This is a genomic window from Marinobacter sp. SS13-12 (assembly GCF_030227115.1).
GTDB lineage: Bacteria > Pseudomonadota > Gammaproteobacteria > Pseudomonadales > Oleiphilaceae > Marinobacter.
Genome location: NZ_JASSUA010000001.1, coordinates 985,093 through 1,000,198 on the forward strand (window position 1 = coordinate 985,093; position 15,106 = coordinate 1,000,198).

Below are 15,106 nucleotides of genomic sequence, written 5' to 3' on the forward strand. Positions count from 1 at the left end.
TGTCAGGGGGTGTTTCTGCCAATCTCGGGGTCAAAACAGGAACAAGGCCGGAAATACCGGTGGTTAACAGGAGAACAATGCGATGACAGAAGACAAGCGCCGCCGCTACTCATCCCCGGTTGTGGATGGTCTGGGTAAATCGGCAAGCCGCGCCATGTTGCGGGCCGTGGGCTTTACCGATGAGGATTTCCGCAAGCCCCAGATCGGTATTGCCTCCACCTGGAGCAACCTGACGCCCTGCAACATGCACATCAACCAGCTTGCGGAAGAATCCGCTGCGGGAGCCGATGAAGCCGGTGGCAAGAGCCTGACGTTCAATACCATTACCGTGTCCGATGGCATCGCCAATGGTACCGAGGGCATGAAGTACTCGCTGGTCTCGCGGGAAGTGATTGCCGACTCCATTGAAACCGTGGCCGGTTGCGAAGGGTTTGACGGCCTGGTGGCCATTGGCGGCTGCGACAAGAACATGCCCGGCTGCATGATGGGCCTTGCGCGGTTGAACCGGCCCTCGGTGTTTGTCTACGGCGGCACCATCATGCCTGGTGAAAATCATACCGATATTATCTCGGTATTCGAGGCGGTGGGAGCCCATGCCCGTGGCGATCTCGACCTGATCCAGGTGAAGCAGATCGAGGAGACCGCCATCCCCGGCCCCGGGTCCTGTGGTGGCATGTACACCGCCAACACCATGGCCTCGGCCATTGAGGCCATGGGCATGAGCCTGCCGGGCAGCTCGGCCCAGAATGCCATTTCCGATACCAAGGCCGCGGACTGTCGGGCCGCAGGTGCGGCTGTGCTCAATCTGCTGGACAGGGACATCAAGCCTTCCGATATCATGACCCGGGAAGCCTTTGAAAACGCCATTACAGTGGTCATTGCCCTGGGTGGCTCCACCAATGCGGTACTTCATTTGCTGGCCATGGCCAGTACCGTCGGGGTCGAACTGTCTCTGGATGATTTCGTGGACATCGGCAAGCGGGTACCTGTGCTTGCGGACCTGCGTCCCAGCGGCCATTACATGATGTCGGAGCTGGTGGCCATTGGTGGTATCCAGCCACTGATGAAAATGCTGCTGGACAAGGGCATGCTGCACGGGGACTGCATGACCGTAACGGGGCAGACTCTGGCCGAAAACCTGAGGGATGTGGCGCCCTATCCGGAAAGCCAGGACATCATTCATGCCTTTGACAATCCCATCAAGGCGGACAGTCACCTGCGCATTCTCTACGGCAACCTCGCACCTACCGGAGCAGTGGCCAAGATTACCGGCAAGGAGGGTACCCACTTCACGGGCCAGGCCCGGGTGTTCCACTCCGAGGAAGAAGCCCAGGAGCGGATCATGGATGGCACCGTGGTAGCCGGGGATGTTCTGGTGATCCGTTATGAGGGGCCGAAAGGTGGCCCGGGCATGCGGGAGATGCTGACACCCACCTCGGCCATCATGGGTAAGGGCCTGGGCAGCGATGTGGCGCTGATTACCGATGGGCGCTTCTCCGGTGGCAGCCACGGCTTTGTGGTGGGCCATATCACGCCGGAAGCCGCCGAGGGCGGGCCGCTTGCACTGGTCGAGAACGGCGATACCATCACCATTGACGCTGTCGCCAACCGTATCGAGCTGGATATTTCCGACGAGGAGATGGAGCGCCGCCGTAAGGCCTGGTCAGAGCCGGCCCCGAGGTTTACCCGCGGGGTGCTGGCCAAGTATGCGCGAACGGTAGGTTCGGCCTCGGAAGGCGCGGTGACGGACAAACCCTGACCGTTTCAGGGGCAGGCCGGTTCCGGCCGGCCCCAGAAATAGCCCTGTCCGAAGAGGCCGGGGAATTGCTGTAACCAGCAGACCACGGCCTCGTCCTCCACGCCCTCGACCACCACATCCAGGTCCAGTGCCTCGCCCAGTTCCAGGGCGGCGCGAAAGATACGTTGGCGGGTCGGATGGGCGAGGATATCCTTGAGGAAGCTGCGGTCGATCTTGAGCTCGTCCAGATCAAAACTTGCCAGCGTTCCCAGTGAGGAATGGCCAGTACCGAAGTCATCCATTGCGATCCTGAATCCTTTGCGGCTGAGGGCATGGATGATTTTTCCGGAATCTTCCGGGTCGGTCATCATAGCGGTTTCGGTAATTTCCAGGATCAGATCCCCGGTCTTCATGCCGTGGCGGGTAACGATGTCGGCAATCTCGTCTTCGAAACCGGCGTGAATCAGGTCGACGGCGGAAATATTGACGGCCACGGACAGGCCTGGGCCATAGCGGGAGACCAGATGACGGTATTCACTGCAAGCCCGCTCGATGACCCAGAGTGTTACCGGATGGATCACCCCTACCTGTTCGGCCAGCGGTATCCACTGGTCAGGCGCAACGATGCCGAACTCCGGATGACGCCAACGGATCAGGGCCTCCACAGAGCGAACTTTCGAGTCGCGAATGCTTACCTTGGGCTGGTATTCCAGCCACATGGCGTTGCTGGCCAATCCATCTTCCACGTCCAGCATCAGAACCTGCTGGCGATACTGCCACTCGGCAATGGCCGGATCATAGACGGTAAGTAGCTGCCCGGCATTCAGTGACGCCAGACCGGCTGAAGAAAGGATTCCGGCTGCATCGGCCCCGTGCTCCGGTGCATGGGCGATGCCCAGTGAAGGGCCCCAGGAGAAGGAGAACCGGCCCTCGCGGAAGTTGTCGGCCAGCCAGTCCCGTATCTCGAAGAGCAGATCCTGAACCTGATCAGTATGGTCCTCGCGGTACAGTGCGAAGGCGTGGTTGATGGTGTCTATCGTCGCCAGCCCATAACCATTGATGATCACCAGCCGGGCGCTGGCGAGGCGTTTGAGATAACTGTTCAGCTGGCGCAGATAACTCCTGAGTAGCTCCTCGGCAGCACGGTATCCCAATGCCTGTTCAATCTCGTTGAACCGGCTGAGCCGGATCATACACAGCGTGTAGGGGATCTGGCCGGTGTCGATGTTGTCGAGGGTTTCTTCCAGTATGGCCCGGTTGGGCTTACCGGTGACCCGGTGGGATTTCAGCAGGCGGTCATAATCCTGCTCGATCTGTGAGCGAACCTGTTGTTCCTGGCGAACCAGCCTGTCAGCGCTCAGTCGTTTACGGCGTTCCTGCCGGCTGACGGCCCTGAGGACATAACTGCCCCCCGCCAGAAGCAGCAGTGCGAACATCAGGACGCCGCCGATAAACGCTTTGCGGATCAGTTCGTGGCTCGCTTCAAGGGCCTGGCCCTGAAGGACTTGCGGCAATAAGCCAATGAGCAGTACGGCGTAGGCGATGGCAAGCAGTATCAGGATCAGGGGCAACCATCGCCAGAACACACCGGCCACGCCTGGGTTGGCATCTTTTCGTATTGGAGTTCTGTCTGACGAGGTTGTGGGAGATTCCATTCTGTCCGTGTCCTGCCGGCTTGCCGGCACGCCTGTTACAGTCTGGTTACTTTATGAATCATTAAGTAACATTATGATTTATATGTAATTTTACGGGATTTAAAGAAATTTTGCATTTACTGTTTAAAACGCTTTGGTAGGGCCGGGCCGAGACGGATTAATGAGGCGGACAACGGTAGAACTGACAAACTGGTAACGCTTTTACCGCCCCGGGCCGGAGTCAGCGGGCGTTTTGGCTGGTATAGTTGTAACCTTGTCAGATAAGGCAGGCGTGTGCAGGCAAATACAAGAAGGGTTGAAATGATGATCCGATCGGCCGGTTTACTGGCGCTGACAGTGCTGCTGGTAGTGACGTTTTCTCCTGCCAGTGCAGCGGAAAGGGCAGAGTTGCAGCTGGCTTCGGTCAACGCAGCGGTCGCTTATGCGGATGCAGATGAGCTGGTCTATGGCAAGAATGCCCACCGCCCGGTGCCCATTGCTTCCATTACCAAACTGATGACAGCCCTGGTAGTGATGGAGTCCGGGGAACCACTGACGGAATGGCTGGAGTTCAGGGAGCGCCATATTCCGGCGCCCGCAAATGCCTATACCCGTATTCGCGAAGGCTCTGAGCTGCGGCGTGCTGATGTGCTGAGGATTGCATTGATGTCGTCGGAGAACTTTGCCGCCTATACCCTTGCCCGTCATCATCCGGGCGGCTATGACGCCTTTGTCAAAGCCATGAATACCCGTGCCAGCGAACTGGGCATGGTCAATACCACGTTTGTGGACCCGACCGGGCTGTCGGTAAAAAACCGTTCGACTGCGGCAGATCTGGTGCGCCTGGTCAGGGCCGCCAGCAAGTATCCACAGATCCGGGAATACTCCACCACCCGCTACTTCACAGGGCGCTTCCGGCAGCCCCGCTACCGCCTTGCGTACGGAAACACCAATGTCCTTGTGCACCGTGAGAGCTGGGGTGTGGGTATCAGCAAAACCGGTTATCTCTCCGAGGCAGGGCGCTGCCTGGTTATGCTGTCCGAGATGGACGGCAGGCCAGTGGTTACCGTACTGCTGGACTCCCTGGGCACCCGGTCGCCAATGGGCGATGCCGGGCGTATCAAGCGCTGGCTGACCACCGGAGTGGGCGGCAGTGTAGCCGCAGCGGCACGGGCCTATGAGCGGAAAAAGAACGCTGCCTATGCGTCCTCTGCCAGCACCTCTGCCAGTGTGAACTGACGTCGAATTTATCAGGATCCTTGGCCAATGATCGAGATCTTCACCACCGGTGGCACTATCGACAAGGTGTACTTCGACGCCAACAGCGAGTTTGAAATCGGGGACAGTCCGGTTGCAGAACTGCTTGCGGAATCCAATATTCGCGACGGATTCTCGGTCACGGGCCTGATGCGCAAGGATAGCCTGGAGATGAAAGACGAGGACCGCGAGGCGGTCAGAGCCGCGGTCAGCCGTTGTTCCGCAGAACGGATTCTGATCACCCACGGCACTGACACCATGCCGGACACGGCAAGAGCGCTATTGTCAGTCAGGGACAAAACCATCGTGCTTACCGGTGCCATGCAGCCTGCCCGCATGCGCCGCAGTGATGCTGTGTTCAACATTGGTTTTGCCTGGGCCGCGGTGAAGCTGCTGCCCCACGGTGTCTATATCGCCATGAACGGAGAGGTGTTCGAAGCGGGCTCCGTTCGCAAGAACCTGAAGGCCCAGCGCTTCGAGCGAACCTGATCACGCCAGGCAGCCCACTTCATCAACGGTAAGCTCGCGGTATTGGCCTGGAGCCAGTTCGGGGTCCAGAACGATGTCTCCAATCCGCCATCGGTGCAGCCCGACCACATGATTGCCTACCGCAGCCAGCATTCGCCGGACCTGGTGGTAACGCCCTTCAGAAATGGTCAGATCAATCAGCCGCTCATCCAGTTTGTGGACCCCGGCGGGGGAGGTAGGCGTGGGTTCGTTGCGCAGGGTCACCCCCTGTTCCAGCCGCAGGATCGCGGTAGGATCGATGCGCTCACTGAGGGTTACGCGGTAGGTCTTGGGGCAGCTCACCCGAGGGGAGGTTATCCTGTGGGACCACTGGCCATCCGTGGTCAGTAGTAACAGCCCGGTGGTATCCGCATCCAGTCGTCCGGCGATGTGCAGTCCCCGCCTTATATCAGCAGGCAGCAGGTCAAGGGCGGTTGGTTGCTGGCTGTCAGTGGTGGCACTGATGACTCCTTCGGGTTTGTGCAGCATGAGGTAGCGCTCGCCCGGCAGAGCCAGGGTTTGCCCCTCAAGGGTGATTCTGGACTCGGGAGTTACCAGGGTGCCGGCTTTGCGGCAGGTTTGATCGTCCACCTGCACCAGGCCAGCGCTGATGGCCTTTTTTGTATCCCGGCGCGACAGGGTCGTGGCGTTGGCTATGAAATAATCCAGACGCATGTTCAGGTACAGCCTTCTCCCGGCGGTGGCAAGGTCAGGCTGGCAAGGCACAGAACTTCGGCCGAGCCGGTCATCCGGCTCCATAATAGCCCCAGCAGCTCACCGGCGACAGCCGGGCGTTCCGTACGGGAACTGGGCAGGGGCTTCAGGCCGTCGCCATTGTCCGTTGCCAGAATGAACGTGAACGGATGGGCACCTGGAATGCCGAGGCGTATATCCGTGGCTGTCAGCCTGCCATTGGCTCTTTCGTAATGCAGAAAACCGTTCGTAAACCACTCCAGGCGCCGGCCCTCGGCCAGCGTCGCTGCAACTTCCGCCAGTTGCGGATCGCGTGGGAAGCTTTCCAGGGTGACCGGTCCGTCGCCATCCAGAAACCCGGTGACGATTTCCACCCGCCGGTCCTCACCCATGACGGTCACACGCCACAATACGGTGTTGAAGGGCATGGGCTGAACCATTCTCGGCGCATCCTGAAGACCTTCCTGTGCCAGGGCGGGCTGCACGCGGTCTGAAATGATCTGCTGGGCGGTGACGCTCCAGCCAAGATACAGCGTCGATAACACCAGCCCTGCCATGACAGCCCTGGTATCCGGCCCACGGAACAGGAACGCCAAGATCCCCGCCAGCAAGGGCAAGGTGTAGAGGGGGTCGATAATAAAGATACTGCTGATCGCAATCGGCGGGCCGAAGGGCCAGAACAACTGGGTGCCGTAGGTGGTGAAAGCGTCCAGCAAGGGGTGTGTCAGCAATATCAGGGCTGTGACCGCGAGCCAGCGCCTGTAACTGAGAACCGGGCGCCAGCGGTGCAGTGCCCAGGCAATAAGAAACGACAATGGAAACAGGATAAACAGGGAGTGGCTGAAGCCCCGGTGCTGGGTAAAGTTGGCCACGGCGGTGCCGTAATCGATAACCACATCCAGGTCCGGCAGGGTGCCGAGGGCCGCGCCAATCAGCAGTGCCGAGCGGCCAAGGGTTTTGCCGGCAACCGCGCCGGCGAGCGAGGCGCCCAGTGCAGCCTGGGTTATCGAGTCCATCGGTATTGAAGCCTTGTCAGAGCACTACGCCAAGCGATTCCAGAACCGCATCGCCAGGATACCCATCGGCCACAAGGCCATTTTTGGCCTGATAGGTTCGAATGGCAGAGCGGGTATCAGGGCCCATGATACCGTCCGGTTCGCCGGTGTCGAAGCCCTTTTCATTCAGTGCCTCCTGGATAGCCAGAATGTTGTCCCGGGACAAGGCCGGCAGATCTTCCGGGGGCGGATTCTGCAGTTCTCCGGCACCGGCAATACGGTCTGCCAGGTGTCCCACGGCAATGGCATAGAATTCAGAGCGATTCCAGCCCATGATCACGCCAAAGTTGTGGTAGGCCAGGAAGGCTGGTCCGCGGTGGCCGGAGGGAACGACCACAGAGGCCTTGATGGGCTCATTGGCCAGGGCATTGCCGAAAGCGTCGGTGACGCCCAGTTTTCGCCATTCCTCGAGTGCAAGTTTGCGGCCATCTGCCAGTTCATAATCGAAGTTTTCTGGCAGCAAGACCTCCCGCCCCCAACGGTAGTCGCCGTTCCAGCCAAGGTCTTCCAGGAAGTTACCGGCGGACATCATGGCATCCGGCAGACTGTTCCAGAGGTCCCGCTTGCCATCCCCGTCACCATCCACGGCGTGACGGAGGAAGACGGTGGGCATGAACTGGACGTGGCCCATGGCTCCCGCCCAGGAGCCTTCCATCTGTTCGGCGGGTATCGCGCCCTCGTCAATGATACGCAGTGCTGCGATCAACTGCTCGGTAAAGAAATTACTGCGGCGCGGGTCACAGGCCAGCGTGGCCAGGGAACTGGGTACCGGCATCTTGCCAAAATAAGCACCAAAGTTGGTTTCCAGGCCCCAGAAGGACACCAGGTAGGGGGCAGGTACACCGGTTTCACGGGTGACACGGTCGAGCAGTTCCCGGTGCTCCTGAAGCAGCTCCCGCCCCTTGCTGACGCGCTGGTCATTGACCCGGCGGTTCAGGTAGTCGGCAAAGGTGGTGGTGAATTCCGGCTGGCGCCGGTCCAGCTCGATAACCCGCTCCAGGTACTCGGCACTGGCCAGCACGTTTTTGGCGGTCTGCGATGACACACCAGCCTCAATCGCCTGGCCTTCCAGCCTTTCGATGCACAGGGGGAAGTCTTCTGCAGCATCGCTGTAGGCGATGCCGGGCAAGCTTCCCAATGCCAACGCCCCTGCCAGTGACAGATGGCGAATCGTCCGTTTGCCTGCAAAAGTCCCTGTGAAAATGATCGGCACGCTGAACCTCGGTCTGGAGTGGATGTTTCAGGCTCATGGTAGCCTGTTTTCACTACCCTTAAATACCGTTGTTGGCCGCTTTCGGTGACAATTCTTTAACCTGGGGTTTCCTGCGGCCATCCGTGTGTCGTCTTTTTGTAGCCCGGCTATTCCCGGGTTACGGCTTGTTCTATAGTTTGGGCTGATAACCAACAAATTTCTGAATGAAAAGGTCCGAATCATGGCAGCACTGAAGGCGCTGGTGGTGGATGATGCCAGTTTTGTCAGGGATCTGGTCAAGCGGACAGTACGCCAGCGCTTCCCGGTCATCGAAACCACCGACGCCCAGAACGGTCGCAGGGCCCAGTCCTTGATGTCGAGAACGGTGTTCGACCTGATCCTGTGTGACTGGGAGATGCCGGAGATGTCGGGCCTGGAGCTGTTGCAATGGATGCGCCAGCAGCCCCAGTACGAGAAAGTACCGTTTATCATGATTACCAGTCGAGGCGACAAGGATCATGTGGTGGAAGCCGTCAAGGGCGGGGTGTCCGAGTACCTGGGCAAACCCTTCAGCCCCGAAGGGCTGAGCAACAAGATCATCAAGGTTATGGGCCGGCGGCTCAAGGACGCCATGGACCGCAGTGGCAAGTCCATGGGCGGCCCCGCCGATGCCTTCAAGGAGTCTGCCACCCTGTTGACGCAGAAACGGGAACCGGCGGCACCGGCGTCGCCTGCTCCGGGCAAACCACCCGCCGGGCCAGCTGCTTCAGGCAGGCCAGCGATGAGTGTGGCTTCGGTGCGCTTTGCAGACAGCACGCTGCGTTCGGTGGTCAAGGATATTACTCTCACCGAAGTCCGGGTCATCGCCAGGCGGGACCAGCAGTTTCCGGGCATCCTTGATCAGGCAGTGGTGGATATCGAGGTGGCGGAGGACCAGGTGGCACGGTTAAACGGCTACGTTCACCAGTTGCAGGCCGTTGAAAAGCGGCAGGACACGGATTTTGTCAGTGTAACGATTCGCTTCGTTGACGAAGATCCCCAGAAACTGGAGGACCTTTCCCGTTTTATTGCCCGCTTTCGAAGCGGAGGCTAGTGCCCTCAGGAGGCGGTTTCAGGGAGCTGTTCCGCCAGTCGCTCCCGCGGAAAGTGGCAGATGAACTCGCTGCCATCGCCAATACGGCTGCGTATGTCCAGCTTGCCGTCATGGTTCAGCAGAACATGCTTTACGATTGCCAGTCCCAGGCCTGTACCGCCGGTTTCCTTGTGCCGGCTCGGGTCGGCGCGGTAGAAACGCTCGGTGAGCCGCGGGATGTGGACCGGATCAATACCGATCCCGGTATCTTTCACTGACAGGTGCGCGCCTTCACGATCCGTATTCCAGGTAACGGTAATCTGTCCACCCGCCGGGGTGTATTTTACCGCATTGAAAATCAGGTTGGAGAAGGCGCTTCGCAGCTGGCTTTCGTCGCCCCGGAGAAGATGGCGTTCCGAGATGTTGACGGTGAACTCGTGGCCCTTTTCACCACTGAGGGCCCTGGCGTCGTGGCAGATCTGGTTGATCATTCCCTTCACATCTGTCACTGCATCGCTGATGGTCTGTTCGCCGGTTTCAATCTTTGACAACAGTATCAGGTCGGTAATCAGTGCTTCCATGCGGGAGGACTGCTGGGCCATGGTATTGATGGCCCGGCGCCATTTGGGCGGCAGATCATCCGCGTTGTCCACCAGGGTTTCCAGGTATCCGCTGATCACCGTCAGTGGCGTTCGCATTTCGTGGGAGACGTTGCCGACAAAGTCACGCCGCATCTGCTCAAGCTGATAGAGACGGGTAACGTCCTTGGCCACAATCAGGCGGTCGTCTTCGCCAAACAGGCTGATCTGTATCTGTAAATGTATATGGGGCCGTGCCGGCGAGTTAAGGTCCAGAGGTTCACGGTAGTCCCTGGAATCAAAATAGGCCTTGAAGGCCGGGTTGCGGATAAGGTTATGGATGAACTGGCCCTGGTCCGAGCTGCGGCGAAAACCAAGCAGGTGTTCCGCCGAACCGTTCCACCACTCCATGGCGCCCCGCGAGTCGGTCATGATGACGCCATCACGCATGGCGTTGGTGGATTCCTGGACCCGGTTGATCTGGGCGCGAAGTTTGTCCTGGGTTCGGAGGTGAGTCTGGTGGAGCTTGTGGAGGCCGTCGAAGATATCGCCCCAGAGGCCAACGCTCTGCGGTGCTTCATCACTGGCGCCGGGATTGCCGAGCCAGTGGTAAAGGCGCCTGGCCTGGGCGAGGGTCCACCAGAGGTAGGCCAGCAGCCCCACCGTCAGCCCGTATAGCGGCTCGCCAAAGAACAGCCCGACCGCGGTGCAGGCGATCAGGAATGCGATGATCCATCGCACGTACCTTGACCAGTTATGTTGCATTGGTGCTGCCCCTGAGTCAGTTCCGGGCCCTTGCGGGGTTGAGGGCGCCGCTGTGGTTATGCCGCCCTGGTAGAGAACCGGTAGCCGGTGCCACGTACTGTCTGGATCAGGTGATCGTACTGGTCGCCTAGGGCTTTGCGCAGGCGGCGTATGTGCACATCGACCGTTCGCTCCTCAACGTAGACGTTTCCACCCCACACCTGGTCCAACAGTTGGGAGCGAGTATAAACCCGTTCCTGGTGTGTCATGAAGAACTGAAGCAGCCGATATTCAGTCGGGCCGATGTTCAGTTCGGCGGTTGCCGTTGTTACCCGGTGGCCGATCGGGTCCAGAGTCAGGCCATCCACTTCAATGGGGGTTTCCACACCGGGCGGCGTAGCACGGCGCAGCACTGCCTTGAGCCGGGCTACCAGCTCCCTGGGCGAGAAAGGCTTGGTGATGTAATCGTCCGCGCCCACTTCCAGGCCCTGGATCTTGTTGTCTTCCTCGACCTTGGCGGTGAGCATGATGATGGGGATTTCAGCCGTGGCCTCTTCTTTCTTGAGGCGACGGGCCAGTTCAACACCGCTGGTGCCGGGAAGCATCCAGTCCAGCAGGATGAGGTCGGGCTGTTTATCGACAATCAGGGCATGTGCTTCGCGGGCATCCGCTGCCTCGAGGTAGTCGTAGTCGGCCATTTCGAGGGCAACAGCAATCATCTCGCGGATCGGTGCCTCGTCATCGACGATCAGGACAGTTTTTCCAGTCATGAGCATTAACCTGTGTCAGACCTTGTATTGTTGCTGCCTTATTACAACCGGGTAGTGTTACAAGTATATGACAGGATCCGCCTGTGTCGGAATTTGTCGGGTTAATGAATGATCAAGTCCAGCAGTAAGCCAGTGAAGACCGCAAAGCCCGCCCAGTTATTGTTGAGGAATGCCTTGAAGCAGCCAGCCCTTTCCCGGTAACGGGCAAGGTGTTGCTGGAACACGAATAGGCAGGCCATAGCCACGAGCCCCAGGTAGTAGAAAACACCCAGCTCGGCCTGCTGGCCTACCATTATAAGGATCAGCACCACCAATGCCTGAAGAATGGCAATAACCGCCCGGTCTGCCTCGCCGAAAAGAATGGCCGTGGACTTGATGCCAATCTTTTTGTCGTCGTCGCGGTCGACCATGGCGTAAAGGGTGTCATAGGCGACGGTCCAGAGCACGTTGGCGGTGAACAGCAGCCAGGCTATGCGGGTAACCTCGCCGGCTTCAGCAGCCCAGGCCATGGGAATGGCCCAGGAGAAGGCGGCACCGAGAAACAGCTGTGGCAGGTGGGTGTAGCGCTTCATGAACGGATAAATAAACGCCAGTATCACGCCGCCGAAGGAGAGGTACAGCGTCAAGGTGTTGGTGAAAAGAAGCACCATCAGGAAGGCCACCAGGCAAATGCCGGTAAACAGCGCAACAGCTTCCCAGGCTTGGATCCGGCCGGAGGTCAGCGGGCGGTCTTTGGTGCGTTTTACGTGGCGGTCCACCTTGCGGTCGGCAAAATCGTTGATGGCACAGCCGGCAGCCCTCATCAGGAAAACACCCAGGGTGAACACGATAAAGTTGCCGATGCCGGGAAAGCCGTCTGCCGCCAGCCATAGCGCCCAGTAGGTCGGCCATAGCAGAAGCAGGCTGCCAATCGGGCGATCGAGTCGCAACAGGTGGGCGTAATCTGTCAGGCGGGCCTGAACATGTGCGGGCACGGCATTGGGCAGCATGGGCTTGGTCCGTATCGGATGAAGTTCGGGGAACTGAGCGGGGATTATAGCCAGCCGTGGTGCCTGGATTAAAGGGGCCCGGGTTAAGGGGTGCCGGGGTCACCGGCGATCAGTGTGGGCAGGAAGTATTCGCCGACCAGCAGTGAGTGGCTGCCACTGAAGAACCGGGACCGGCGTGCTGCCAAAGGCTGGGCGTTGCAGCTGCGGTGGCAAAGACCTGTCTCGAACGGCCCCCTTTGCCATTCCGGGTTGCTGAACAGGTAAGCGCCCAGCGGTCTGCGGCCCAGGTTGCGCAGGCGCCGGCCACGCCCTGCCAGAGTGGCCAGGGGAATGATGGTGCGGGCAAGCACCCAGGGCGTGTCATCGCCCTTGAGGCAGACCTCGCGCACCCAGGCATTCTGGCGCACCGGGATGCTCAAGGTGCGGGCTTCTTCCAGGGTAGGGCGGGCAAAGCCTTCCTGGAGAATGTCGACACGGAAGCTTTCACGGCACTTGAGCTGCAGTGCACGGGTCAGTGAGCCTTCCAGCTTCAGCCAGTGGCCAAGGGGACCATGAACCGCCGGGTGTCTCAACCCGGCAGCCGAAAACGAGCGGTACCAGTCCGTTGGGGGAATGCGAACAGGGTTACAGTCCCTTGACGGCATAAATTCCCGGGGCGTTGCGCCAGTAGCCTTTATAATCCATTCCGTAGCCAAACAGGAAGCGGTCTTCCACCTCCAGCCCGGTGAAATCGGCCTTCAGATCCGGCCTTGCCTTGCGGTCGTGCTGTTTATCCACCAGCACCGCCGTCAGAACTTCTTTGGCACCGTGGGCGAGGCAGTAATCTGCAATGGCACAGAGGGTCGTACCTTCGTCGAGGATATCGTCGACAATCAGTACCGTGCGGCCATTCATGTCGGCATCGGGCCGCAGTTTCCATTCCAGTATGCCGCCGGTGGTTTCCTGACGGTAGCGGGTGGCGTGGAGGTATTCCGCCTGTACCGGAAACTTCAGCCGCGGTAACAGCTGGCCGGTAAGAATCAGGCCGCCGTTCATGACGCAGAACAGCAGCGGGTTGGTGTCTTTCAGGCGCCCGGTAATAGTGTCCGCGAGGGACTGAACGGCAGCCTGAACCTGCTGCTCGCTTACCAGGCAGTCGGCTTCGGCCATTACCTGGTTAAGTTCGGCGACGGTATCGGTCATAAAGGTCGGGTCCTGTCGTAAAACGGGGGATTATACCGGAGGAGGGGCGTCGAAGGGAGGGGGCCTTTGGGTTGCGGCAGGTCGGTATTTGTGGCTATTGGCACAAAAGCGGTTAAACGCCCGTCGGCACCGGCATTGGTCAATGCGGCAGCGGTGGGTATGATGGTTGACCGTTTGAATAGTGTCAGAAAGGCACAAGAAAGACTTGCGTGCATGATTGTCTGACAATTATTATCGCGCCCTGATGAGTTTCGGAGGAATGGCATGAAGAAGTGGCAATGCGTTGTGTGCGGTTTTATTTACGATGAAGCGGAAGGCTGGCCGGACGACGGTATCGCGCCCGGAACCGCCTGGGAAGATGTGCCCGAGGACTGGGAATGCCCTGACTGCGGTGTGGGTAAGGAAGATTTTGAGATGATCGAAATCGGCTGATGATGCCGGTACGGAAAACAGAGTCGGAGAGCAGGTAATGAGCACAGATGCACCCATCGTGATTGTGGGAACCGGGCTGTCGGGTTACACCCTGGCAAAGGAGATCCGTAAACAGGACGAAAGTACACCCATCGTCATGGTCACGGCGGATGACGGCTTCAGTTATTCCAAGCCCATGCTCTCTACCGGCTTTACCAAGGGCAAGGAGGCCGATGAGCTGGCCCAGGCATCCGCCGACGCCATGGTCGAGCAACTGAACCTGGAGCTACGCACCTACACGACTGTTACCGGTATTGATCCGCACGCCCATGAACTGGTGCTGGGGGATGAACGGCTGGTTTACAGCAAGCTGGTGCTGGCCTGGGGTGCTGATGTGATTCGTCTGTCCATTGCTGGCGATGGCCAGGAACACGTGTACTCGATTAACGATCTGGTGGACTACCGCGCCTTTCGCAATGCCCTGCAGGGTAAAAAACGGGTAGCCATCATGGGTGCCGGCCTGATCGGCTGTGAGTTCGCCAATGACCTGCGCAATGGTGACTACGAGGTGGACGTGATCGCCCCCTCCGATACCGTAATGCCGGGGCTGTTGCCACTGCCCGCCGCAGAAGCGGTGCGCAGCAGTCTTGAAAAGCTCGGTGTCCGGTTTCACCTGGAAACGGTGGTGGAACATATTGCTGCCAGGGGTAATGGCGTGAACCTGACGCTGGCCAATGGCGAAACGCTGGATGCGGATCTGGTGATTTCCGCCGTAGGGCTGAGGCCCCGTACAGAGCTTGCTGCTGCAGCCGGCCTGGACACCAACCGGGGAATTATGGTGAACCGTGCCCTGGAAACATCCGCAGCGGATATCTATGCCCTGGGTGACTGCGCGGAGGTGGACGGCCACGTGTTGCTCTATGTGATGCCGTTGATGGCCTGTGCCCGTGCGCTGGCGAAAACCCTGGCGGGTGAAAGAACCGAAGTGAAGTACGGCACCATGCCGGTGATGATCAAGACACCCTGTTGCCCGACAGCGGTCTGTCCGCCACCACCCGATGCCTCGGGCAACTGGGATGTGGATGCAGACGGCCAGGATGTCCGGGCCCTGTTCAAGAGTGATTCCGGCGAAGTCCTCGGGTTTGCCGTCACTGGCCGTTACGCCATGGAGAAACAGGCCCTGTCAAAAGAAGTGCCACCAATCCACAATTGATCAATGGCATCGGGATTGCGAAAATCGCCGGCTTGCGGTAGAAAGTGATTCGTGAGCTAACTAAATTGACA

15 protein-coding genes are annotated in these 15,106 nt (G+C 59.2%); 6 read left to right on the forward strand and 9 right to left on the reverse strand.

Annotated elements, in window-relative coordinates:
• Nucleotides 1–82: 82 nt before the first annotated feature.
• Complete coding sequence (gene ilvD, locus QPL94_RS04475) at nucleotides 83–1,759, forward strand: dihydroxy-acid dehydratase (RefSeq protein ID WP_285355797.1); 1,677 nt, start codon at nucleotides 83–85, stop codon at nucleotides 1,757–1,759.
• A 5-nt stretch (nucleotides 1,760–1,764) separates the two neighbouring features.
• On the opposite strand, the gene QPL94_RS04480 is transcribed toward ilvD, so the two are convergent.
• Entirely contained in the window at nucleotides 1,765–3,393 is a 1,629-nt protein-coding gene (locus QPL94_RS04480; RefSeq protein WP_285355799.1) for a putative bifunctional diguanylate cyclase/phosphodiesterase, read from the reverse strand.
• A gap of 300 nt (nucleotides 3,394–3,693) precedes the next feature.
• Here QPL94_RS04480 and pbpG point away from each other — a divergent pair, with 300 nt between their 5' ends.
• Nucleotides 3,694–4,611 (forward strand): D-alanyl-D-alanine endopeptidase, encoded by a 918-nt coding sequence (pbpG, locus tag QPL94_RS04485; protein ID WP_285355800.1) that lies wholly within the window; start codon nucleotides 3,694–3,696, stop codon nucleotides 4,609–4,611.
• 27 nt (nucleotides 4,612–4,638) lie between these two features.
• Nucleotides 4,639–5,118: an asparaginase domain-containing protein gene (locus QPL94_RS04490; RefSeq protein WP_285355802.1), complete on the forward strand. Its 480-nt coding sequence runs from the start codon at nucleotides 4,639–4,641 to the stop codon at nucleotides 5,116–5,118.
• On the opposite strand, the gene QPL94_RS04495 is transcribed toward QPL94_RS04490, so the two are convergent.
• The 3 genes from QPL94_RS04495 to QPL94_RS04505 are packed head-to-tail and all read right to left on the reverse strand — an operon-like array spanning nucleotide 5,119 to nucleotide 8,013.
• The gene (locus QPL94_RS04495; RefSeq protein WP_285355804.1) at nucleotides 5,119–5,811 is read right to left on the reverse strand and encodes a pseudouridine synthase; all 693 of its coding nucleotides are present in this window, start codon (nucleotides 5,809–5,811) and stop codon (nucleotides 5,119–5,121) included.
• A gap of 2 nt (nucleotides 5,812–5,813) precedes the next feature.
• Entirely contained in the window at nucleotides 5,814–6,845 is a 1,032-nt protein-coding gene (locus tag QPL94_RS04500; protein ID WP_285355806.1) for a metal-dependent hydrolase, read from the reverse strand.
• A gap of 16 nt (nucleotides 6,846–6,861) precedes the next feature.
• Entirely contained in the window at nucleotides 6,862–8,013 is a 1,152-nt protein-coding gene (locus tag QPL94_RS04505; protein ID WP_502881535.1) for a lytic murein transglycosylase, read from the reverse strand.
• A gap of 304 nt (nucleotides 8,014–8,317) precedes the next feature.
• Here QPL94_RS04505 and QPL94_RS04510 point away from each other — a divergent pair, with 304 nt between their 5' ends.
• On the forward strand, nucleotides 8,318–9,169 hold the full coding sequence (locus QPL94_RS04510; protein ID WP_285355808.1) for a response regulator: 852 nt from the start codon (nucleotides 8,318–8,320) through the stop codon (nucleotides 9,167–9,169).
• 5 nt (nucleotides 9,170–9,174) lie between these two features.
• On the opposite strand, the gene phoR is transcribed toward QPL94_RS04510, so the two are convergent.
• From phoR to QPL94_RS04535, 5 genes are all read right to left on the reverse strand, one after another.
• Nucleotides 9,175–10,491, reverse strand: a complete 1,317-nt coding sequence (phoR, locus tag QPL94_RS04515; RefSeq protein ID WP_285355810.1) for a phosphate regulon sensor histidine kinase PhoR — start codon at nucleotides 10,489–10,491, stop codon at nucleotides 9,175–9,177.
• Nucleotides 10,492–10,547: 56 nt separating this feature from the next.
• Nucleotides 10,548–11,240 (reverse strand): phosphate regulon transcriptional regulator PhoB, encoded by a 693-nt coding sequence (phoB, locus tag QPL94_RS04520; RefSeq protein WP_137436205.1) that lies wholly within the window; start codon nucleotides 11,238–11,240, stop codon nucleotides 10,548–10,550.
• A 101-nt stretch (nucleotides 11,241–11,341) separates the two neighbouring features.
• On the reverse strand, nucleotides 11,342–12,229 hold the full coding sequence (gene ubiA, locus QPL94_RS04525) for a 4-hydroxybenzoate octaprenyltransferase (RefSeq protein WP_285355812.1): 888 nt from the start codon (nucleotides 12,227–12,229) through the stop codon (nucleotides 11,342–11,344).
• Nucleotides 12,230–12,312: 83 nt separating this feature from the next.
• Nucleotides 12,313–12,873, reverse strand: a complete 561-nt coding sequence (locus QPL94_RS04530) for a chorismate--pyruvate lyase family protein (protein WP_285355814.1) — start codon at nucleotides 12,871–12,873, stop codon at nucleotides 12,313–12,315.
• On the reverse strand, nucleotides 12,854–13,411 hold the full coding sequence (locus QPL94_RS04535) for a hypoxanthine-guanine phosphoribosyltransferase (protein WP_137436202.1): 558 nt from the start codon (nucleotides 13,409–13,411) through the stop codon (nucleotides 12,854–12,856). The genes QPL94_RS04530 and QPL94_RS04535 overlap by 20 nt, the downstream gene beginning before the upstream one ends.
• 264 nt (nucleotides 13,412–13,675) lie before the next feature.
• On the opposite strand from QPL94_RS04535, the gene QPL94_RS04540 reads away from it, so the two are divergent.
• Nucleotides 13,676–13,843, forward strand: coding sequence for a rubredoxin (locus tag QPL94_RS04540; protein WP_135803992.1), 168 nt, complete (start codon nucleotides 13,676–13,678; stop codon nucleotides 13,841–13,843).
• Between the two features lie 37 nt (nucleotides 13,844–13,880).
• Nucleotides 13,881–15,035, forward strand: a complete 1,155-nt coding sequence (locus QPL94_RS04545) for an NAD(P)/FAD-dependent oxidoreductase (RefSeq protein WP_285355816.1) — start codon at nucleotides 13,881–13,883, stop codon at nucleotides 15,033–15,035.
• The last annotated feature ends 71 nt before the right edge of the window (nucleotides 15,036–15,106 follow it).